This is a genomic window from Streptococcus fermentans (assembly GCF_040888305.1).
Lineage (GTDB): Bacteria > Bacillota > Bacilli > Lactobacillales > Streptococcaceae > Streptococcus > Streptococcus fermentans.
In genome coordinates this window covers 265,086-286,805 of the sequence record NZ_JBFNFG010000001.1, presented here as the reverse complement: position 1 = coordinate 286,805, position 21,720 = coordinate 265,086, and the positions used below count along the sequence as shown (strand labels likewise).

The following is a 21,720-nucleotide window of genomic DNA, read 5'->3' as shown; positions in this document are numbered from 1 at the left end:
TGACTAACTTTTCAATAAAGTTTCCATGCATTTTTATACTATTTTTACGTTTTTTATTGTTGTAAAACCTTTCGTGGCTTCGTTCCTTCTGCTGGACCAATAACCCCAGCCATCTCTAATTCTTCCATCAAGCGAGTTGCTCGGTTAAAACCAACTGATAATCTACGTTGAATCATGGATGCGCTCGCTTTTTGAGTTTCAATGACCAGAGCCTTAGCTTCTTCAAATAGCGGATCTCCACCTTCATCTCCTGTGCCAGACTCACCTTCTGTCTCAGAAACCTCTCCGGGATCAAAGCTTTCATCATAATCGGCATCTGCTTGAGCCTTGATAAAGCTAACAATACGTTCCACATCATCATCCGAGATAAAGGAGCCTTGCAAGCGTACAGGGTGATTTTCATCGATTGGTTTGAAGAGCATATCCCCTCGACCAAGCAATTTCTCCGCGCCATTTTCATCCAAAATCGTACGTGAATCCGTTCCAGAAGATACAGCAAAGGCTACACGAGACGGTACATTGGCCTTAATCAAACCAGAAATAACATCCACCGACGGACGCTGGGTCGCGAGGATCATATGAATACCAGCTGCACGCGCCTTCTGTCCTAGACGGATAATGGCATCTTCTACTTCCTTGCTAGCCACCATCATGAGGTCAGCTAACTCATCAACAATCACGACAATTAAAGGTAGAGGTACTTGCTTGTATTCAGACTGGGCATTGAATTCCTCAACTTTAGCATTGAAACCAGCAATATTACGAACCCCAATTTTGGCAAAGAGTTCATAACGGTTTTCCATCTCATCTACGACTTTTTGAAGGGCCTTGCTGGCCTTACGAGGGTTAGTCACGACCGGAATCAAGAGGTGAGGAATATCATTATAGACTGACAACTCAACCATCTTCGGATCCACCATCATAAACTTGACTTGGTCTGGACGTGCCTTCATGAGAATACTTGCAATGATACCATTGACTGCAACAGATTTACCAGAACCTGTCGAACCAGCCACAAGTAAGTGAGGCATTTTAGCCAGGTCGAAACTGCGAGCTGTACCATTGACGGCTTTGCCAAGGGGAATTTCTAGCAGATTTTCAGGTTTAGTTTGCGATTGTTCCCAGAGTTCTCGGAAAGATACGGTCGCAATTTCAGAGTTAGGCACTTCAATCCCGACCAAGGATTTCCCTGGAATTGGAGCTTCGATACGGACATCTTTCGCAGCCAAGGCCAGAGCCAAGTCATCTGCTAGATTGGAAATGCGATTGACCCGCACACCAACAGCTGGCTTTACTTCGTACTTGGTAACTGATGGACCGATTTCAGCACGTTCAACCGTTACCTTGATACCGAAACTCGCAAAGGTTTCTTCCAAAATTTTGATATTTTCTCGAACGATTTTCTTTTCTTTTGACTGATCTTTTGGTTTATCGGGTGCAAAGAGTTGCAAGCTTGGAAGTTTGTATTCCAAGGCTTTTTTAGCAGAAAAATCTACCTCAACATCCTCATCATCTAAGAACTCAGCTTCCTCTGGAATATCAACTTCGCTAGGAACTTCATAGTCTGCTTGCGGGAGAATAATTTCAGGTTCTATCCATTCTTCCTCTGGAAGGGGTGGTAAATCATCAAAGTGAACAGGGGGAGCTTCTAAAATCTCGCCAGTTTCCATATCAACAGGAGGTATGTCCAACAAGGTTTGCTCTGCTTGTTCTTTTTCTAGTTTTTCCTGCTCCTCTGCTTCCTTACGCGCTTTTTCCTCTTCCCGTTTGATGAAGCGTTCTTGTTTCTTCAGCTCGCGTCGCTCCATCCAAAGCGAAAAACGTGCTCCAAGAAAATCAGCAACGTCATAGACAGACCAGGGACTGACTAGAAGAGCACCAATCAAGATTAAGATGGCTCCGATAAAGTAAGTACCAATATTTGAAAAGAGAAAAGCTACTGGAATGTAGAGAGCAACACCTAGCAGCCCTCCTCCAGCAAAGCTAGTCACACGAAAGCCTGTCAAATCTGTCAAAACTTGGGCTAAAGTTCCCTTAAAGACAGACTGCTCTAAGCCATATTTCCATACAAGATAAGCTTCAAAAATCAGCAATAAGCCTGAAAAAATGCAAAGAAAACCTGAGATCAGACCTTCTTGCTTCCGAATCCATTTGAAGAGAAAAAGATAGACTAGGACGACAAAAATGACCAGATAGGCCAGACTTCCTACTAATAGACGAATGAGATTATAGAGGGTGAGACCCACTGCTCCTAATCTCAGAGCAGCGAACATTAAGCAAAAAGCTATGACTAAGGAAATTAACATCCGTTGGATAGCTTGCTTTCTTTCTAATTCAGCTTTTGACGGTCTCCGTCTTGTTTTACTTGTATTTTTGTTTGCCATGCTTCTATTATACCATATTTCAGAAACATCTAGAACAATCAAAAAAATGACTGCATCTACTAGACACAATCATCTTTCGTTGATAATTCTGAATTTTCTATTCTATATGATTTTTCAACAACCTTGTCTCACTACTTCTTCAAAAATCTAATTGCTGATTTTCTTGCCTTCTCAATCTTTTCGATTTCCAACTTCTCCACAGCAGATGTAGGAATCCATTTTTTCCCAAATAAAACTTGAGCTGCTTCTATCATCAGAGCACAAGCCCGAAAGTCCTTTTCTTCTGCAATGGCTTCACCAAACAAATCCTTCGTTTTCTCCATCAAGACTTCTTTTTCAACTTGATGAAAAGATAATTGCATCAAACTACTGGCAGACCAGGCACGACAAAGTGGATCTTGGTCAGTCAAGAGATGTTGCCCTAAGATTTCTATCTCACTTATTGAACCAATCCAACCTAGGGCAATGATTAACTTTCTACGATTCGAAGCTTCTGAACTAGGTAAAAGAGAGATTAGAACAGGAAGTACTTGCTTGCAGGAAGATGCATAAAAATCTCTATGTCTTACTTTGGAGAGGATTTTCGCTAGAAGATATACAATCAAAACACGTTGTCTCTCTGCTTCCTTTTGATCGAGAATTTCCAAAAGATAATCGATTCCCTCCTGCCCATGCTGGTCAAAACTCGCTTCAAAATTTAGGTCAGTTTCTTCCTCCCAATCGTTGCAAATGAGCTCAAAATGAAAGGCAATTTCTGGACTCCTGCCTAAATCAGCTATAAAATGAATTCGTTTAGAATCAGGAAAATTCTCCTCCAGCAAGCTGGCATAGGTCTCTTGTAACTCTTCTTTTGCAAGATTTTGGTGAGAGATATTTTCTTTCACTAATTTGTCGATTTCTTCTTTTCTAGAATCACTCATGACACTTTTCTCCTCTAAGGTATTTGTAGAACTTTAGCATTCTATCATTTGGATGAAGAAAAATTCTCTAATATTTACTTCTATTATATCACTTTAAAGATCGGTCTCCCTAACCTCATTATCAAAAAAATGACTGCCCACTTTCGTGTTCAGTCATTTGAATCTATTTGTGATTATTTTTCTAATGGTTTACGAAGGTAACCATAAACTACACCACTAACAAGTGCTCCAATCAAGACAAAGACAAGGTAAAGAAGGGCATTTGTTGTAAGGGCGATAACGAAGATTCCTCCATGAGGTGCCATGAGTTTGATACCTGCAAGACCAACAAGTCCACCTGCCACTGCTGAACCAAGGATAAAGCTTGGGATAGCACGAGCTGGATCAGCCGCACCAAATGGAATCGCTCCTTCAGTGATGAATGACAAGCCCATAACGATGTTAGTCAAACCTGAGTTGCGTTCTTCTTTTGTGAATTTATCTTTAAAGAGAAGAGTTGCGACAAAGATTGCAAGTGGTGGAACCATTCCTCCAGCCATAACCGCTGCCATGGCTACTGAACCACCTGTTGACACTGTTGCTGCAAGAGTACCAGTACCAAAGACATAAGCTGCTTTATTGACAGGTCCACCCATATCGACAGCCATCATACCTCCAAGAACGATACCAAGGAGGACAGCTGATCCACCTCCAAGACCGCCAAGGAAGTCGTTCATAGCAGTGTTGATTGCTGCCATTGGGATGTTAACAGCAAGCATGACAAATCCTGTCAAGACTGTTCCAAGAAGTGGCAAGAGAAGGATTGATTTAGCACCTTCAAGCGAACGTGGAACCTTCACGTATTTCTTAACCAAGAGTACCAAGGCACCAGCGATAAATCCACCAACAAGGGCTCCAAGGAAACCTGATGATACACCTGCAAGGGCTGAAGTTGCTTCACCACCTTGAGCATAAGGGATTTTACCAAAGGCAAAACCTTCTTTAGCGATAGCCCCAGCTACGAAACCTGCTACCAAACCTGGTTTTTCAGCGATTGAGTAAGCAACATATCCTGCAAATACTGGCAACATCAAACCAAAGGCTGCACCACCGATTTTCATAAACATAGAAGCGAGTTCATGGTAAGATCCAAGATTTCCGAGGCTATCATTTGGCACACCCATAGCACCATCAATCAAGAAGGCTAGGGCAATCATGATACCACCACCGATAACGAATGGCAACATTTGAGATACACCACTCATCAAGTGTTTGTAGAAAGCACCACCGACACTTTGTTTTTCATTTGACGCTGTTGAAGATTGTGCTCCGTTAGCAGCATGATAAACTTCAGCATTTCCAGAAAGAGCCAAGTTAATCAACTCTTCTGTCTTACGAATACCATCTGCAACTGGACGATTTACCAATGGTTTACCATCAAAACGATCCATCTCAACAGCCTTATCTGCAGCGATAATGACAGCTTTAGCCTTGCGGATATCTTCTGCTGTCAATTGGTTACCTACACCGCTGGCACCATTTGTTTCAACCTTGATACCAACACCCATTTCAGCAGCCACTTTTTGAAGAGCTTCTTGAGCCATGTAAGTGTGGGCGATACCTGTTGTACAAGCTGTAACTGCTACGATGAAATCATCAGAGTCATTTGCAGGAGCTTGAGCTGGTTCCTCAGCTTTTTCTGAAGCTTGATCAAAGAGTTCGATGACTTGATCAGCTGATGTCGCTTGACGAAGTTTGTCAGCAAAGCCGTCTTTCATTAAGTATTGAGATAATTCTGCCAAGGCAGCCAGGTGAGTATCATTGGCACCTTCTGGAGCGGCAATCATAAAGAAGAGATCAGTTGGTTGTCCGTCTAAACTTTCGTAGTCAACACCCTTATTTGACTTAGCAAAGAGAACAGTTGCTTCTTTAACTGCAGCGTTCTTGCTATGAGGCATTGCGATACCATCACCCAAACCTGTAGAAGTCAAAGCTTCACGCGCCAAGATTCCTTCTTTGAAGGTTTCGAAATCTGTCACATATCCGTGCTCTACCAAGCTATGAATCATTTCTTCGATAGCTGCTGTTTTTTCAGTTGCTTGTAAATCAAGCAACATCACATCTTTTCTCAGTAAATCCTGAATTTTCATCTTTTTTCTACCTCAACTTTTTCATAAGTCTCTTTAATAAATGCTGCAGTTGCCAAGTCATCAGAGAAGGTAGTTGCTGTTCCACAAGCCACTCCCCATTTGAAGGCTTCTACTGCGTCTTTTGATTTGACAAACTCACCTGTAAATCCAGCAACCATCGAGTCACCAGCACCAACTGAGTTTTTCACGGTTCCCTTAATCGGTTTTGCAAAGTAGGTTCCTTCTGATGTTACCAGAAGGGCTCCATCTCCAGCCATAGAAATAATAACGTTTTGAGCACCTTTAGCCAACAATTCTCGAGCGTATTTTTCAATCTCATCTAAGCTTTCGAGTTTCACTCCAAAGATAGCTCCAAGTTCATGATTGTTCGGTTTAACTAGAAGAGGTTGATAATCCAAACTATCGATTAAGGTCTGACCTTCAAAGTCACAGACCACTTGAGCACCCGTTTGACGAGTCAAGGCAATCAAATCCTTATAGATAACATTGCCTAGGTTTTTTGCACTTGAACCAGCAAATACAACTGTATCTTCTGCTGTCAGATTTGAAAGAATGGCTTTTAATTCTTCAAGCTGTTCTGGCTCAACAGTAGGACCAGTTCCGTTGATTTCGGTTTCTTGGTCTGCTTTGATCTTGACGTTGATCCGCGTATCTTCTGCCACTTGGACAAATCGTGTTTCAATTTTCTCTTCAGCTAAAGTATCTGTGATAAATTTACCTGTAAAGCCACCGATGAAGCCTGTCGCAGTATTTGAAATATCCAAGCGTTTCAAGACACGGCTAACATTGATTCCCTTACCACCAGCAAACTTATCATCACTGTCCATACGATTAACACTACCAACTTCCACTTTATCCAGACGGACAATGTAGTCAATAGATGGATTTAGTGTGACTGTATAAATCATACTTCGATAACCTCCGTTTTTTCTTTGATAGCTGGCAAGAGTTCGTGACCCTTGCTTGTAATCACAATAGCTCGTTTTATAGGGGCTACCTTAGCGAAGCAAGACTGACCAATCTTGGATGAATCTGCTAGAACATATGTCTGTTTAGCATTTTCTAAGATAGCACGCTTGACGGCGCCCTCCTCCATATCTGGAGTTGTAAAGTAACCTTCATCTACACCATTCATTCCGATAAAGGCACGGTCAAAGTGAAGCTGGTTAATCTGATTAAGCGCGACACCACCGATGCTGGCATCAGTCGTCATTTTAACCCCACCGCCGATAATAACTGTCGGGATTTGCTTATCCACTAATTGAACCGCATGGTGAATGGAGTTAGTCACAACAGTAATGTCTTTTCGCTCCAATTCCTTAATGAGAAAGGCTGTTGTACTTCCTGCATCCACAAAGATAACATCTTTTTCTTTGATGAGGGAAGCTGCCTTTTGCGCAATCAATTTTTTCTCTTGAAGGTTTTTGACAGATTTCTCTTGAATGGTTTCTTCTTCTTGCAAAGAGTGAGGCAACTCTGCTCCTCCATGCACTCGGCGAAGTTTATTTTCCGATTCCAATTCATCTAAATCTCGTCTAACCGTTGATTCTGACGTGTCTAACAAACCTACTAATTTCTCTAGAGAAACGACTTTATGTTTGCCCAGCTCCTCTAAAATCAATTTTTTTCTCTCGGTTTTTAGCACTTACTCACCTCCTGTTAACGATTACAATAATCATTCTACCACAAAAAAATCAAAGTCAAGCACTTTTTGTCACTTTCTTTCACTTTCTATCATTTTGCCAATTGTTTGAATTTTATTTGCAAGATAATTCCCTTTATGATAAACTATTTTAGTAAGTATTGGAAGATTACTCAAGAGGCTTAAGAGGCCGTGTTGGAAACGCGGTAGGCGTGTGAAAGCGTGCGTGGGTTCGAATCCCATGTCTTCCGTTGCTATAGTGTAGCTGCATCTTCATGCAGCTTTTTATAATATTTTTCGTCTATCAAAGATTTGAATTGCAAAAAATCACCCAAGAGTTAACTCTAGGGTGATTTTTTCTACTTCATGTTAAAAGGTCTTAAAAAATATCAAATAGCAATTTCACATTGAGAACAGTTAAGATAATGGAAACGATATAACCAAGGATAGTATTCCACTTGGCATTGGTAAATTCTCCCATCAGTGATTTCTTAGAAGTTAGATAAATCAAAGGAAAGATTGAAAATGGAAGAGCGATTGAAAGAAAGACCTGTGAATAAACCAATAACTGATCCAAGGTTTTTTCTTGATGACCAAACAGAACCGCTACTATCATAACAGGCAGTAAGGCAAAGAGACGAGTCGCCAAACGAATGAACCACTGAGGCAATCGCATATGTAAGAAACCTTCCATAACGATTTGTCCTGTCAAGGTACCTGTGATAGTCGAATTCTGACCACTGGCTAATAGAGCCAAGGCAAACAAGGTTGATAAGGTTGAGCTAGCTATAGCTCCCGCAATGGTTGAATCCTGCAAGGCATTATACATTTGAGAGAAGGCAGAAATCTCAGATGCATGTCCGAAAAAGAGAGCCGCCCCTAAGATCAAAAGAAGGGAGTTAACCACAAAGGCCAAGGATAACTGGAGATTAGAATCCCAGGTCATAAAGCGCACGGCTTTTCGAACATCATTCTTGTCCTTGTGATTGACTTTCCGAGTCTGAGACAAGGAAGAATGCAAATAGAGGTTATGGGGCATAACAGTCGCACCCACGATACCCAACGCCAAGGTTAATTGACTTTCATGTCCAGGCAGAGGACTCTCAAACAAGGTTGCATTTGGCAAATAACCTTCAACGATTCCTTGGAAGCTTGGATGTGACAAAGCTACCAGATAGGTAAAGATTGCTAAGATCGTTAAAATTAGCGTGGTCACGATAGCTTCTATCTTCTTAAAGCCAAACTTCATCAAGAGCAGCAAGAGAAAAACATCCAAAACCGTCAAGAGGATGGCTATCATAATCGGAATTTTAAAGAGAAGATTGAGGGCAATGGCTGAACCTAGAACTTCTGCCAAGTCCGTCGCCATCAAGGCCAGCTCCAAAATCACCCATAGACTATAACGAAGCCATTTGGGTGAATGATGAGCTGTTGCTTGAGCCAGGTCCATCTGAGTTACAATTCCAAGCTTTCCTGCCATCTGCTGAAGCTGCATAGCAATGAGTGATGAAATCAAGATGACAAATAAGAGACTGTACTTATAAGATGCACCTCCAACCACACTGGTTATCCAGTTCCCTGGATCCATATACCCTACAGCCACAAGGGCACCTGGACCCAAGAAGGCCTTTAAATTTTGCCAGAAATGATTGTTATTTGGAGTATCGATAGATTGATTGATCTCAGAGAGTGACACTTTTTTATGAGAAGACATAGATACTTACCTCTTTCTAAACCTACTTTTTCATTATTTTCTATTAGAGAAAAATAAGATTGACTTTAAACTATTAAAACAATGAAAACTATATGAAAAACATTTAGTTTTTTCATTATTTTTCTTAAGGCACCTTAATATTTTTCTTAAGGCACCTTAATTATAACACAAAAAATGAAAACTATATGAAAAACATTTAGTTTTTTCATTATTTTTCTTAAGGCACCTTAATATTTTTCTTAAGGCACCTTAATTATAACACAAAAAATGAAAACTATATGAAAAACATTTAGTTTTTTCATTATTTTTCTTAAGGCACCTTAATATTTTTCTTAAGGCACCTTAATTATAACACAAAAAATGAAAACTATATGAAAAACATTTAGTTTTTTCATTATTTTTCTTAAGGCACCTTAATTATAAAAAATATGATAAAAACTTAAGAAAATTCAACAAAATTTTAGGGAAAGTCAGAATAAGTCTACTCATTAACGATAATGATAAATCTATTGATAAACTTTGACATTTAATAGTGAACTGTAACTATTATTTCTAACTTGATTTCTCTATAAAAGAGGAAAAACCAGCGTCTTTTGACGCTGGATAAAAGCTACTTAGATCATTTACCAAGAAACTAAATGGCTTCTGTAACGAAGCTACGGCTTTCAAGTACCTTAAGCATAGCATCCGCTGTATCTAGGGCTGTAAAGAGTGGTACACCATGTTCAATAGCTGAACGGCGGATTTGTTCACCATCTTCATCAGCAGTTCGCTTAGTACCAACTGTGTTGATGATAGCTTGGATTTTCCCTTTACGAACATAGCTTGGGATATCATGTTCATCATCACCAATCTTACCAACGAGTTGAGCCTTCAAGCCATGACTTTCAAAGAAAGCTGCTGTTCCTTGAGTCGCAAGGATACCATAACCAATATTTTGGAAACGACGAGCCAAATCCAAAGCTTCTTCCTTGGCATCATCAGCGATAGTAAAGACAACATTTCCAAAGGTTGGCAAGTGAAGATAAGAAGCTTCAAAGGCCTTGTAGAGGGCTTTTTCAAGAGTCGTATCAGAACCCATAACTTCCCCTGTTGACTTCATTTCAGGACCGAGCAAGCTATCTACTTTCGCTAGCTTGGTAAAGGAGAAGACTGGCGCTTTAATATGAACACGACTGCTTTCTGGGTAAAGTCCATCTTTGTAACCAAGTTCTTCAAGACTTTGACCAAGAATGAGCTTGGTCGCTACCTGAGCCATAGGGATATTGGTTACTTTTGATAGGAATGGTACGGTACGACTGGCACGTGGATTCACCTCAATAACGTAAACTTTCTCATCCTTGATGACAAACTGAATGTTCATCATACCAAGACAGTTAAGGCCGATTGCTAGGCGTTTTGTGTAGTCTGCGATTGTTTCTTGAACCTTTTGAGACAAGGTTTGTGGAGGGTAAACAGCCATGGAGTCACCTGAGTGGACGCCGGCACGTTCGATATGCTCCATGATACCTGGGATGAGGACATTTTGTCCGTCTGAGATGGCATCGACTTCACACTCTTGCCCAACGATATAGGAGTCAACAAGAACTGGATGATCTGGACTAGCCTTAACAGCTGTACGCATGTAAGAACGAAGATCATCTTCGTTTTCTACAATTTCCATAGCACGTCCACCCAAGACATAAGAAGGACGAACAAGGACTGGGAAACCAATCTTGCGGGCTGCAAGTACTGCTTCTTCTTCGTTTGTAGCAGTCTGTCCAGGTGGCTGTGGAATATCCAAGTCTTTGAGAGCTTGTTCGAAGAGGTCACGGTCTTCGGCACGGTCTAGGTCAGCAACCTGCGTACCAAGGATAGTCACACCTGCTTTTGCTAATGGCTCAGCAAGGTTGATAGCTGTTTGACCACCAAACTGAACGATAACACCTTTTGGTTTCTCCAAATCGATGACATTCATGACATCTTCGAATGTTAATGGTTCAAAGTAAAGTTTATCCGATACAGAGAAGTCGGTTGAAACTGTCTCTGGGTTCGAATTCATGATAATAGCTTCGTAGCCAGCAGCTTGAATCGCCTTAACAGAGTGAACAGTCGCATAGTCAAACTCAACTCCTTGACCGATACGGATTGGACCAGAACCTAGGACCAGTACAGATTCCTTTTCAGACTTGATCGATTCATTTTCCCAACCATAGGTTGAATAGAAGTAAGGAGTTTCTGACTCAAATTCTGCCGCACAGGTATCAACCATCTTGTAAACTGGGACAATCTTGTTTTCTAAACGAAGTTGGCGAACTTGATCAGCTGTCGTTTCCCAAAGTTCTGCGATTTTACGATCTGAGAAACCATTCAATTTTGCAGTTTTCAAAACTTCAAGATCTTGTGGATGTGAGCCCAATTCTTGCTCAATTTCAAAGATATGCAAAAGTTTATCCAGATAGAAGATATCGATTTTTGTAAGCTCAGCAATTTCCTCAGGTGTATAACCACGACGAATGGCTTCTGATACGTAGAAGAGACGGTCATCTTGAGCCTTAACAACCTTTTCAATCAAAGCATCATCTGAAACATCTGCAAGCTCAGGCATTTCATTGTGGTGAACCCCAATTTCAAGTGAGCGACAAGCTTTCAGAAGTGACTCCTCGATGTTACGACCAATGGCCATAACTTCTCCAGTTGCCTTCATCTGAGTACCAAGACGGCGTTCACCCTTTTCAAACTTGTCAAATGGGAAACGCGGAATCTTAGCAACTACGTAGTCAAGGGCTGGCTCAAACATGGCATAGGTTGAACCTGTAACGGGGTTGATCACCTCATCCAAGGTCAAGCCAACTGCAATCTTGGCAGCCAACTTAGCAATTGGATAACCTGTCGCTTTAGAGGCAAGAGCTGACGAACGCGATACACGAGGATTTACTTCAATAACATAATACTTAAAGCTGTGGGGATCAAGTGCTAGCTGAACATTACATCCACCTTCAATCTTGAGGGCACGAATGATGCTCAAGCTTGCATCACGAAGCATTTGATTTTCATAATCTGACATAGTTTGTGCTGGGGCAAATACGATGGAATCCCCTGTATGAATCCCGACTGGGTCAAAGTTTTCCATGTTACATACAACAAGGGCATTGTCAGCCGAGTCACGCATGACTTCGTATTCGATTTCCTTAAAACCAGCAATCGAACGCTCAATCAAACATTGAGTAACAGGTGACAGCTTCAACCCATTTTCAGCGATTTCACGCAGTTCTTCCTCGTTGGCACACATACCACCACCAGTACCACCTAGGGTAAAGGCTGGACGGACGATCACTGGGTAGCCAATTGTCGCTGCAAAGGCAACGGCTTCTTCCACTGTGTTAACAATTTCAGATTCTGGAATAGGTTGGTTCAATTCTTCCATCAATTGTTTAAAGAGATCGCGGTCTTCAGCTTGGTCGATGGCAGACAATTTAGTCCCGAGAAGTTCTACTCCCAATTCATCAAGAATGCCATTTTTAGACAATTCCATGGCCATGTTAAGCCCTGTTTGCCCACCAAGTGTTGGAAGCAAGGCATCTGGACGTTCTTTACGGAGAATACGAGTCACAAACTCAAGTGTAATCGGTTCGATATAAACCTTGTCTGCAATTTCCTTATCAGTCATGATAGTTGCAGGGTTTGAGTTTACTAAGACAACCTCATACCCTTCCTCTTTCAAAGACAAGCAAGCCTGAGTCCCAGCATAGTCAAACTCAGCAGCCTGACCAATAATAATCGGACCAGAACCAATCACCATAATTTTTTGAATATCAGTACGTTTAGGCATTTATAAGATATTAAGGGCGTCAAGCGTACAAAGCTGAAATAGGAGTTATGACGAAGAACTGTCAGTTCTAGGAATAACTATCTTTTTAGCACCGTCCGTAGCCCGTATTCAGTTCAGCAAATACGGCTCACCCTTCTCCTTTCTATTCGTCGCCTCACAGGGCGACATTAAATAAATTCTCCGACGATTTCACACTCGTCTTTAGTTTGTTTGTTTGAAGGCTTCCATCATCTCGATGAACTCGTCAAATAGATAACTTGCATCGTGCGGACCTGGTGCAGCATCTGGGTGGAATTGCACAGAGAAACCTGGTTGGTATCTGTGACGTACACCTTCAACTGACTTGTCATTGATTTCTTCATGAGTAATCATCAAATGGTCTGGAAAATCTTCACGGCTCACTGCATATCCATGGTTTTGACTCGTGAAGTCCACGCGCCCTGTCGCAATTTCGCGTACAGCGTGGTTAAATCCACGGTGACCAAACTTCATCTTATAGGTCTTGGCACCATTTGCCATCGCAAAGAGCTGGTGCCCCATACAAATACCAAAGATTGGAATTTTTCCGAGGATACCACGAATCATATCGAGTGCTTCTGGTACATCTTCTGGATTTCCCGGTCCATTTGACAACATAACTCCGTCTGGATTTAGGTGGAGGATTTCCTCTGCTGTTGTAGTATAAGGAACGACCGTTACATTACAATCTCTCTTAGACAACTCTCTTAAGATTGAATGCTTAAGACCAAAGTCTACAAGTACCACGCTCAAACCTACTCCTGGAGCTGGGTAAGCAGTTTTTGTAGAAACCTGTTTGATATTGTCAATTGGTAGAACAGTTGCTTGAAGCTGATCTGTGATGTGATCGATACTATCTCCCACATGTGTCAGAGTCGCTCTCATAGTCCCATGTTTGCGAATGATTTTTGTCAAAGCACGTGTATCAATACCTGAAATACCAGGGATTTTCTTAGACTTCAAAAATTCATCCAGTGTCATCTGGTTGCGCCAGTTGCTGGCTCTACGAGCTTCTTCAAATACTACTACACCTTTACAGGTTGGACTGATAGACTCGTAGTCATCACGGTTAATCCCATAATTCCCAACCAAGGGATAGGTAAAGGTTAGGATTTGTCCATTGTAAGACTGATCTGTAATGGATTCTTGGTAACCAGTCATCCCAGTATTAAAGACAATTTCACCAGTTACATCAATATCAGCCCCAAAGGCTTTTCCTTCAAAAATTGTTCCATCTTCTAAAACTAGAAGTCGTTTAGTCATAAATTCACCTCTCGTGGATGCTCACAGGCATCTTTTAACGTTTTGTGTCTTATTTTGCGTTTCTGTAAGTCAATACAGATTCTAAAATTGCCATTCTGACAAAGACACCATTGGTCATTTGTTGAACAATACGTGATTTTGGTGCTTCGACCAAGTGATCAGCAATTTCAACATCGCGATTTACAGGAGCAGGATGCATCAGAATAGCTTTATCTTTCAAGCGATCATAGCGTTCTTGAGTCAAACCATGCTGGGCATGATAGCCTTCTTTTGAAAAGACTGTTCCACTTTCATGACGCTCATGCTGAACACGGAGAAACATCATCACATCAACTTGGTCAATGATTTCATCAATGCTTACAAACTGTCCATAGTCTGCAAACTCTTGACTTCTCCATTCCTCAGGCCCAGCAAAGTAGAGTTCTGCTCCTAAGCGTTTTAAGATTTGCATATTGGATTTAGCCACACGCGAATGGTCAAGGTCACCAGCAATGGCAACCTTGAGTCCTTCGAAGTGTCCAAATTCTTCATAAATCGTCATTAAATCAAGCAAGCTCTGGCTTGGGTGTTGCCCCGAACCATCGCCACCATTGATAATCGAAGTCGTAATCGTCGGACTATCGATCAACTCTCTGTAGTAATCTACCTCTGGATGTCGGATGACACAGGCATCTACTCCCAAGGCTGACAAGGTCAAAATTGTATCGTAGAGTGTTTCACCCTTGTTGACTGAACTTGTTTTCACATCGAAGTCCAGTAGCTGAAGGCCCAGTTTAATCTCTGCTACTTCAAAAGATTTGTGGGTACGAGTCGAACTCTCAAAGAAGAGATTAGAGACGATGTGTTGGTCTTCATAAGAAGCCTTTGCTCCATTTTTAAATTCGATCCCACGTTTAATCAATTTCATGACTTGTTCTACAGTAAGGTCTTCCATTGAGACTACATGTTGAATGGCTTGTTGATTTTCTGACATGGCTAACTCCTTTGGCTATCTAAGCTTCTTCAGTAATCAAAACTCTATCTTGACCATCAAGTTCTGTCATCTCAACGATGATTTCTTCAGAACGGCTAGTTGGAATATTTTTCCCAACATAGTCTGGACGAATTGGCAATTCTCTATGTCCACGGTCAACCAGTACCGCAAGACTCACGCGCGCTGGGCGACCATGTCCGACAATGTTATCGATAGCAGCTCGGATTGTACGACCTGTGTAAAGCACATCGTCCACCAAGATTACCTCACGTTCTGTCATATCAACAGAGATTATAGAAGTATCTTCACCGCTTTTGACATCGTCGCGGAAAGGTTTGGTATCTAATTCTACAACGGGGACAGAGATATTTTCTAATTGTTCCAAACGCTCTTGGATACGGTGAGCAATGAAGACACCTCGTGTTTTTATCCCAGCCAATACAATCTTGTTTAAATCTTTATTTCGCTCGATAATCTCGTAGGTAATCCGAGTAATCGCTCGCTTGACGGTCAATTCGTCTACAACTTCTTTTGTCTTCATGACAAACCTCCAAAAAGAAAAGTCTCCTTTTTCAAGGAGACTTGAGAATGTATAACTAAGCGAGCCTTACTGTAAACAGTATAGACTTACCCTTCTACTTAATCGAGCTCCTTGCCTGCCTCACGGGACAGGATTAAAGGAATATTTGATTGCTACTACTATATCACAAAGTAGTAATCGATGCAAGAAAAAACACAAGAAATCAATTTTATAATGAACTAAAATCGTATAACTGTGGATAGTGATCGCATTCTGGATTTTTCGGATGACAAATAGCACGACCAAAGTAAATCATAGCCTGATGAGCTGCTAGCCATTCTTCTGGTGGCAAGACATCCATAACACGTTTTTCGACCTCAAGGGGTGTAGCTGATTTTTTAACAATATCGTGGTGTTTACAGATTCGCTCTACGTGAGTATCAACTGCAAAGGCCGGAATACCGAATCCCACGCTCAAAACTACGTTAGCTGTTTTACGACCAACTCCCGCTAAACTCTCTAATTCTTCCCTAGTCTGAGGGACTTGACCGTCAAAATCATCCAGTAGTTGCTGAGCACACCTCTTAAGGAACTTAGCTTTATTTCGATAAAGCCCAAGACGAGAAATATACGAGGCAATCTCACTCTCACTTGCATCTGCCATGGTTTGTGGGGTTGGAAAAGCTGCAAAAAGGCCAGGAGTAGCCTTGTTGACTGCCGCATCTGTCGTCTGAGCAGACAGCATAACAGCAACCAGAAGTTCAAAATGATTGTGAAAATCTAGACTTGGTTTTGCATCTGGAAAAAGAGCAATGATTTCCTCAATGACATGACGGGCACGTTTCTTGGATAAAACCATCTATTTGTCTCCGTCAAACAGTCCTTGCAAACCTGCAAAAGGACTATTTTCTTCTTTCTTGACTGCCTGTTGGGCTTGATACTCTTCCTCAGACATGATTTGCCAGTCATTTCCAGAAACAAAGCCCTGGCCAGCTTCTTCCTCAGCTGTTAAGACCTTGATTGGAATATTTAGCAAGATATTATCTGAGACACTTTCAGCCAGGTCGATTTCCCCATTTTCAATCGGTAAAACCAAGTCATCATCTAAAACTTCTTGGTCCAGTTGATTGGTAGCACCTTCCATAAAGACTTCCGTTACTGGATAAGACTCTTTCAATTCTACAGGTTCCATGCTGCGGCTAGAAGCTAAAACGATTGTATATGACAACTGATAATCTAGGAAAAACATAAGGTCTTCGTACTGAACTTTCCCTATAGCAACAATATCTTTTACATCTATAATTTCTTGATTACGGGCACGCAAGTCAGCTGCTAAGTCTAAAGTTTGCTCAAAGTGCAAACCTTCAGGCTGCTTACGAATTTCTTGAATATTTAATTTCATACTTCCTCCATAAAGATTTACTATCTTGATTATACCATGAAAAAAGTTCAAACAAGGTATCTAAACATTTTAAATATTTTTCACTATTTTTTGATATATTTACTATGACATTTTTTGTTTTTGGTGCTATACTATAGACATCAATACATGAGCAAAGGAGGACGCTCATATGGAAGACAAAGAACTAATCTTAGAAGCTTATCAACTCATTTCCGAGTTAAATAACGCTTACCAAACTTGCAAACAAGGATTGCCTGATGATCTGCGCTTGCAGCAAAATATTGACGAGCTACTCAAACAACTTAAAAAGACAGAGAAACTAGATAACTCTATCTTAGTTGAACTTGAGAAATTTTACCAACATACCAGTCTCTTGATTGGACTTGGCACCCTTAAACTCAATGAAGAAGCTCGCACAGCTTGGCGAAACTATGACAAATTCCACTACGATCACGTCAAACACGTTTTGACTCTCTATGGACCTGTTTTTGGTTTCTAGAAAGATTTAAATTTCTCATTTCTTTTGACAAAGTGTTCCAAAAGGTATAAAATAAACATAGTAATTTTCGGAGGTAAGGGAGACATGAACAACTAAGTCTATCAAATAAAGAACCTTTATTTAGTAGATCTTGTTTCTGTCTCTTTTTGTGCGCTCTTTTTTCTGCTACTTTTTCAGCCCTTTTAAGAGAGGATTTTTTGACATAGACGATTGGCTCTACTAGGTAAAGTAGAGCTTTTGTTATGCAATATAGACATTCTAGAAAGGGCATTAATATGATAAAAATTAACCATCTAACTATCACTCAAAACAAAGATTTACGAGACCTTATTTCCGATTTAAATATTACTATCCAAGACGGAGAAAAGGTCGCTATTATCGGCGAAGAAGGAAATGGAAAATCAACCTTACTTAAAACTTTAATGGGAGAAAGATTAGAGGATTTCACTATTAGGGGCGACATTCAATCTGACCTTCAGTCTCTGGCTCACATTCCCCAACATCTCCCTGAAAAATTGAAGAAAAAATCTCTACAGGACTACTTCTTTTTAGAGTCTGCTGATTTGGACTACAGTATTCTCTATCGTTTAGCTGAGGAATTGCACTTTGATAGCAGTCGTTTTGCTAGTGACCAAGAGATTGGTAGCCTCTCGGGAGGTGAAGCTTTGAAAATTCAGCTTATCCATGAATTAGTCAAACCCTTTGAGATTCTATTTTTAGATGAACCTTCAAATGACCTGGACCTTGAGACAGTTGATTGGCTAAAAAGTAAGATTCAGAAGATCAGGCAGACCGTTATTTTCATTTCTCATGATGAAGACTTCCTCTCTCAAACTGCAGACACCATTATCCACTTGCGACTAGTCAAGCATCGAAAGGAAGCTGAAACCCTAGTCGAGCACTTAGACTATGATCGCTATAGTGCCCAAAGGAAGGCTAGTTTTGTCAGACAAAGCCAGCAAGCTGACAACGACCAACGATCCTATGATAAAGCCATAGAAAAGCATCGCCGAGTCAAGCAAAAGGTAGAAACTGCACTTCGAGCTACCAAAGACAGTACTGCCGGACGACTACTGGCTAAAAAGATGAAAAATGTTCTTTCTCAAGAAAAACGCTACGAAAAAGCAGCTCAGTCCATGACCCAAAAGCCACTTGAAGAGGAAGAAATCCAACTTTTCTTTTCAGATATAGAGCCATTAGCAGCTTCTAAAGTCTTACTTCGACTGGAAAAGGAGACTTTATCCATTGGCCAACGAATTTTGTCTCAAAAACTCCAACTAACTGTTTGGGGGCAAGATAAAATCGGCATCATCGGTCCCAATGGAGTTGGCAAATCTACTCTGTTAGCCAAGTTGCAACAACTACTAAGTAGCAAAAGTGAGATTTCACTTGGATTTATGCCACAAAATTACCAAGAAACATTGCAATTGGATCTATCTCCAGTAGAATTTCTCAGCCAAACTGGACATAAAGAGGAATTACAGAAAATCCAATCCTTTCTAGCTAGTCTCAATTTCAGTTATCCAGAAATGCAACACCAAATCCGCTCCCTATCCGGCGGTCAACAAGGCAAACTCCTTCTTTTGAATTTAGTTCTGCGGAAACCAAACTTTCTCTTTCTGGATGAACCCACACGAAATTTTTCTCCAACTTCACAACCTGAAATCAGAAAACTCTTTGCCAATTATCCTGGTGGTCTGGTCACTGTTTCACATGATCGACGTTTCTTAAAAGAAGTCTGTAGAAGTATCTATCGTTTAAGCGAAAATGGGTTAGAAGTCATTGATTTACAAGATTTATAACTGTAGAAAATAGTAAACATCCAGAGGAAAATCTCTGGATGTTTTTACATATGTTTCAGACGCTCAATCCGTTCTGAGATTGGCGGATGGGTATAGAAGAGTTTTTGCAAGCCACCTCGTTTTTGAGGATCATTGATATAGAGAGCACTGCTAGCATCATCCACATGACGACTCATAGGCTGACTATGGTCCAGCTTACGAAGGGCATTGATCATCCCTTGAGGATTACGAGTCAACTCTACACTTGAAGCATCTGCTAAAAATTCTCGTTGACGAGAGATGGCTAGTTGCACTAAGGTTGCTGCGAGAGGCGCCAGCACAAGAGCTAGTAGAGAAACCACGAGCATAACGATTTCTAAGCCATTTCCATCTCGGTCATCGTCACTTCGTCTGCGACCTGCCCCACCCCACCACATCATACGTCCAGCCATACTTGATAAAAGTGTAATAGCACTGGCAAGGGCAACCGCGATCGTAGAAATCCGTATATCATAGTTACGAATGTGACTGACTTCATGACCAATAACCGCCTCTAACTCTTCACGATTCATAATCGCAAGGAGTCCTGAAGTTGCTGCTACCGCTGCATTTTGGGGATTTGAACCCGTAGCAAAGGCATTTAAGCTGGCATCATCGATGATGAAGACACGTGGCATAGGGATTTGCGCCACCATAGCCATATCTTCCACAACATGATAGAGGGTTGGTGCAGTCTGCTCATTCACCTCACGCGCACCATTCATACTCATGACTATCTCTGTTGATTGAAAAATCATGGACAAGGCATAGATAAAGCCGATAATCAGAGCGATAACTAAGCCACTAAGACCAGATCGCATAAAGAGATAACCAACTGCATATCCAACCAAAGCCAAAAGTAAAAAGAATACTAGTAGTAAAATCCAAGTTCTTCGCTTATTACTCGCGATTTGATCATACAACATCCTAGTCACCTAAACCACTAAAATCAACCTTTGGTACTGCCTTTTCTTCTTCAGGTGTTTGAAGGAAATCAGCCACTTTAAAACCAAAGAGTCCAGCAACTAGGTTGCTTGGGAATGTTTCTAATTTAACATTATAGTTGCTAACAACACTATTGTAGAGTTGGCGAGAGTAAGAAATTTTATTTTCAGTATTGGTCAACTCCTCTTGCAATTGTGCAAAGTTGCCACTTGCTTTTAGGTCTGGATAATTTTCTGCAACAGCAAAAATTCCTGATACTTGGCGTGAAAGAGCATCACTAGCCTTCATAGCTTCTGCTGGTGAAGTTGCTGCTGCTACTTGATTACGAAGTTCTGCAACTCTTTCAAGTGTTGAACCTTCATACTTTGCATATCCCTTTACAGTCTCAATCAAGTTTGGCAAGAGATCGTTACGACGTTTCAACTGAACATCAATCTGACTCCATGCCTCCTTAGTTTGCATGCGATTTTTAACCAATCCATTATAGGTAATAATCACAAAGATACCAATAAGAGCAAGAACTCCAAGAATAATCCAATTCATCTGATATCTCCTTTCTGTTTTTAGATTAGTACCAGTATATCAAATTTCTATCTTTTTGTGGTAAAATAAGATGATACTAAAGAAGGAAACTACTATGAAACCAGAAACATTTTATCAACTACTAGCTGAACAAAATATCAATCTTTCTGACCAGCAAAAAGTTCAATTTGAGCGTTATTTTGAACTCTTGGTCGAATGGAATGAAAAAATCAACCTAACTGCTATTACAGAAAAAGAAGAAGTCTATCTCAAACACTTCTATGATTCCATCGCTCCTATTTTACAGGGATTGATTGAAAACCAGCCCATTAAACTCTTAGACATTGGTGCTGGAGCAGGTTTTCCTAGCCTTCCTATGAAGATTCTCTATCCTCAACTAGATGTGACCATTATTGATTCCCTCAATAAACGAATCAACTTTCTGAATCTATTAACCCAAGAACTAGGATTAGAAAATGTCCACTTCTATCACGGACGTGCAGAAGACTTCGCCCAAGATAAGAACTTCCGTGCCCAGTTTGATATCGTTACGGCTCGTGCTGTTGCCCGTATGCAGGTCTTGTCCGAGTTGACTATCCCCTACTTAAAAGTCGGTGGAAAATTGCTAGCACTGAAGGCTAGCAATGCCCCAGAGGAATTAACTGAGGCTAAAAATGCCCTTAACCTTCTCTTTAGTAAGGTTGAAGAAAATCTCAGTTACACACTTCCTAACGGAGACCCTCGCTACATTACTATTGTCGAGAAGAAAAAAGAAACTCCAAATAAATACCCAAGAAAGGCTGGCATGCCTAACAAACGTCCGCTTTAGAAAGATTAAAAATCTGCAAACTCATACCTCACTCTCTCATTTCAAGGCTCAGGAAAAAATGATTTACAAAATCATACCTCGCTCTCTCATTTCAAGGCTCGGGAAAAAATGATTTACAAAATCATGCCTCGCTCTCTCATTTCAAGGCTCAGGAAAAAATGATATACAAAATCATACCTCGCTTTCTCGTTTCAAGGCTCGGGAAAAAATGATTTACAAAATCATGCCTCGCTCTCTCATTTCAAGGCTCGGGAAAAAATGATTTACAAACTCATGCCTCGCTCTCTCATTTCAAGGCTCAGGAACAAATGATATACAAAATCATACCT

General features: G+C 40.8%; 17 protein-coding genes and 1 tRNA gene. 4 read left to right on the top strand and 14 right to left on the bottom strand.

The window, feature by feature from the left end:
- Positions 1 to 53 precede the first annotated feature (53 nt).
- The 5 genes from AB2B50_RS01370 to AB2B50_RS01350 form a co-directional block, all read right to left on the bottom strand.
- Entirely contained in the window at positions 54 to 2,384 is a 2,331-nt protein-coding gene (locus tag AB2B50_RS01370; protein ID WP_075228255.1) for a DNA translocase FtsK, read from the bottom strand.
- A gap of 131 nt (positions 2,385 to 2,515) precedes the next feature.
- Positions 2,516 to 3,304 (bottom strand): HEAT repeat domain-containing protein, encoded by a 789-nt coding sequence (locus AB2B50_RS01365; RefSeq protein WP_320692204.1) that lies wholly within the window; start codon positions 3,302 to 3,304, stop codon positions 2,516 to 2,518.
- A gap of 173 nt (positions 3,305 to 3,477) precedes the next feature.
- Entirely contained in the window at positions 3,478 to 5,433 is a 1,956-nt protein-coding gene (locus tag AB2B50_RS01360; protein WP_320692205.1) for a PTS fructose transporter subunit IIABC, read from the bottom strand.
- A complete protein-coding gene (gene pfkB, locus AB2B50_RS01355) occupies positions 5,430 to 6,341 on the bottom strand; it encodes a 1-phosphofructokinase (RefSeq protein ID WP_320692206.1) in 912 nt (303 codons plus the stop codon). Before pfkB ends, AB2B50_RS01360 begins: the two co-directional genes overlap by 4 nt.
- Positions 6,338 to 7,078, bottom strand: coding sequence for a DeoR/GlpR family DNA-binding transcription regulator (locus AB2B50_RS01350; protein WP_320692207.1), 741 nt, complete (start codon positions 7,076 to 7,078; stop codon positions 6,338 to 6,340). Before AB2B50_RS01350 ends, pfkB begins: the two co-directional genes overlap by 4 nt.
- A gap of 160 nt (positions 7,079 to 7,238) precedes the next feature.
- Here AB2B50_RS01350 and AB2B50_RS01345 point away from each other — a divergent pair.
- Positions 7,239 to 7,326: transfer RNA gene (locus AB2B50_RS01345), tRNA-Ser, on the top strand.
- Between the two features lie 128 nt (positions 7,327 to 7,454).
- Here AB2B50_RS01345 and AB2B50_RS01340 read toward each other — a convergent pair.
- The 7 genes from AB2B50_RS01340 to AB2B50_RS01310 form a co-directional block, all read right to left on the bottom strand.
- Complete coding sequence (locus tag AB2B50_RS01340) at positions 7,455 to 8,789, bottom strand: Nramp family divalent metal transporter (protein WP_320692208.1); 1,335 nt, start codon at positions 8,787 to 8,789, stop codon at positions 7,455 to 7,457.
- Positions 8,790 to 9,423: 634 nt separating this feature from the next.
- On the bottom strand, positions 9,424 to 12,600 hold the full coding sequence (gene carB / locus AB2B50_RS01335) for a carbamoyl-phosphate synthase large subunit (protein ID WP_320692209.1): 3,177 nt from the start codon (positions 12,598 to 12,600) through the stop codon (positions 9,424 to 9,426).
- A 201-nt stretch (positions 12,601 to 12,801) separates the two neighbouring features.
- Positions 12,802 to 13,881: a carbamoyl phosphate synthase small subunit gene (locus AB2B50_RS01330; RefSeq protein WP_045763806.1), complete on the bottom strand. Its 1,080-nt coding sequence runs from the start codon at positions 13,879 to 13,881 to the stop codon at positions 12,802 to 12,804.
- A 49-nt stretch (positions 13,882 to 13,930) separates the two neighbouring features.
- Positions 13,931 to 14,854 (bottom strand): aspartate carbamoyltransferase catalytic subunit, encoded by a 924-nt coding sequence (locus AB2B50_RS01325; protein ID WP_060955956.1) that lies wholly within the window; start codon positions 14,852 to 14,854, stop codon positions 13,931 to 13,933.
- A gap of 19 nt (positions 14,855 to 14,873) precedes the next feature.
- Positions 14,874 to 15,395: a bifunctional pyr operon transcriptional regulator/uracil phosphoribosyltransferase PyrR gene (pyrR, locus tag AB2B50_RS01320; protein ID WP_320692210.1), complete on the bottom strand. Its 522-nt coding sequence runs from the start codon at positions 15,393 to 15,395 to the stop codon at positions 14,874 to 14,876.
- A gap of 208 nt (positions 15,396 to 15,603) precedes the next feature.
- The gene (gene nth, locus AB2B50_RS01315; protein ID WP_320692211.1) at positions 15,604 to 16,233 is read right to left on the bottom strand and encodes an endonuclease III; all 630 of its coding nucleotides are present in this window, start codon (positions 16,231 to 16,233) and stop codon (positions 15,604 to 15,606) included.
- The gene (locus AB2B50_RS01310) at positions 16,234 to 16,776 is read right to left on the bottom strand and encodes a YceD family protein (RefSeq protein WP_320692212.1); all 543 of its coding nucleotides are present in this window, start codon (positions 16,774 to 16,776) and stop codon (positions 16,234 to 16,236) included.
- 169 nt (positions 16,777 to 16,945) lie between these two features.
- Here AB2B50_RS01310 and AB2B50_RS01305 point away from each other — a divergent pair, with 169 nt between their 5' ends.
- Positions 16,946 to 17,275, top strand: coding sequence for a helicase BlpT (locus AB2B50_RS01305; protein WP_320692213.1), 330 nt, complete (start codon positions 16,946 to 16,948; stop codon positions 17,273 to 17,275).
- A 242-nt stretch (positions 17,276 to 17,517) separates the two neighbouring features.
- Positions 17,518 to 19,077, top strand: coding sequence for an ATP-binding cassette domain-containing protein (locus AB2B50_RS01300; protein ID WP_320692214.1), 1,560 nt, complete (start codon positions 17,518 to 17,520; stop codon positions 19,075 to 19,077).
- 44 nt (positions 19,078 to 19,121) lie between these two features.
- On the opposite strand, the gene htpX is transcribed toward AB2B50_RS01300, so the two are convergent.
- Together htpX and AB2B50_RS01290 are read right to left on the bottom strand one after the other, a co-directional pair.
- Positions 19,122 to 20,021, bottom strand: a complete 900-nt coding sequence (gene htpX, locus AB2B50_RS01295) for a zinc metalloprotease HtpX (protein ID WP_320692215.1) — start codon at positions 20,019 to 20,021, stop codon at positions 19,122 to 19,124.
- A gap of 1 nt (position 20,022) precedes the next feature.
- Positions 20,023 to 20,583 carry a LemA family protein gene (locus AB2B50_RS01290; RefSeq protein WP_320692216.1) on the bottom strand — a complete coding sequence of 187 codons (561 nt, stop codon included), beginning with the start codon at positions 20,581 to 20,583 and terminating at the stop codon, positions 20,023 to 20,025.
- A 94-nt stretch (positions 20,584 to 20,677) separates the two neighbouring features.
- On the opposite strand from AB2B50_RS01290, the gene rsmG reads away from it, so the two are divergent.
- Positions 20,678 to 21,391 carry a 16S rRNA (guanine(527)-N(7))-methyltransferase RsmG gene (gene rsmG, locus AB2B50_RS01285; RefSeq protein WP_320692217.1) on the top strand — a complete coding sequence of 238 codons (714 nt, stop codon included), beginning with the start codon at positions 20,678 to 20,680 and terminating at the stop codon, positions 21,389 to 21,391.
- Positions 21,392 to 21,720: the final 329 nt, after the last annotated feature.

Excerpts from the sequence above, each read along its gene's own strand:
- AB2B50_RS01370 (WP_075228255.1), bottom strand. The coding sequence starts at position 2,384 with ATGGCAAACAAAAATACAAGTAAAACAAGACGGAGACCGTCAAAAGCT.
- AB2B50_RS01365 (WP_320692204.1), bottom strand. The coding sequence starts at position 3,304 with ATGAGTGATTCTAGAAAAGAAGAAATCGACAAATTAGTGAAAGAAAAT.
- AB2B50_RS01360 (WP_320692205.1), bottom strand. The coding sequence starts at position 5,433 with ATGAAAATTCAGGATTTACTGAGAAAAGATGTGATGTTGCTTGATTTA.
- pfkB (WP_320692206.1), bottom strand. The coding sequence starts at position 6,341 with ATGATTTATACAGTCACACTAAATCCATCTATTGACTACATTGTCCGT.
- AB2B50_RS01340 (WP_320692208.1), bottom strand. The coding sequence starts at position 8,789 with ATGTCTTCTCATAAAAAAGTGTCACTCTCTGAGATCAATCAATCTATC.
- carB (WP_320692209.1), bottom strand. The coding sequence starts at position 12,600 with ATGCCTAAACGTACTGATATTCAAAAAATTATGGTGATTGGTTCTGGT.
- AB2B50_RS01330 (WP_045763806.1), bottom strand. The coding sequence starts at position 13,881 with ATGACTAAACGACTTCTAGTTTTAGAAGATGGAACAATTTTTGAAGGA.
- AB2B50_RS01325 (WP_060955956.1), bottom strand. The coding sequence starts at position 14,854 with ATGTCAGAAAATCAACAAGCCATTCAACATGTAGTCTCAATGGAAGAC.
- pyrR (WP_320692210.1), bottom strand. The coding sequence starts at position 15,395 with ATGAAGACAAAAGAAGTTGTAGACGAATTGACCGTCAAGCGAGCGATT.
- nth (WP_320692211.1), bottom strand. The coding sequence starts at position 16,233 with ATGGTTTTATCCAAGAAACGTGCCCGTCATGTCATTGAGGAAATCATT.
- AB2B50_RS01310 (WP_320692212.1), bottom strand. The coding sequence starts at position 16,776 with ATGAAATTAAATATTCAAGAAATTCGTAAGCAGCCTGAAGGTTTGCAC.
- AB2B50_RS01305 (WP_320692213.1), top strand. The coding sequence starts at position 16,946 with ATGGAAGACAAAGAACTAATCTTAGAAGCTTATCAACTCATTTCCGAG.
- AB2B50_RS01300 (WP_320692214.1), top strand. The coding sequence starts at position 17,518 with ATGCAATATAGACATTCTAGAAAGGGCATTAATATGATAAAAATTAAC.
- htpX (WP_320692215.1), bottom strand. The coding sequence starts at position 20,021 with ATGTTGTATGATCAAATCGCGAGTAATAAGCGAAGAACTTGGATTTTA.
- AB2B50_RS01290 (WP_320692216.1), bottom strand. The coding sequence starts at position 20,583 with ATGAATTGGATTATTCTTGGAGTTCTTGCTCTTATTGGTATCTTTGTG.
- rsmG (WP_320692217.1), top strand. The coding sequence starts at position 20,678 with ATGAAACCAGAAACATTTTATCAACTACTAGCTGAACAAAATATCAAT.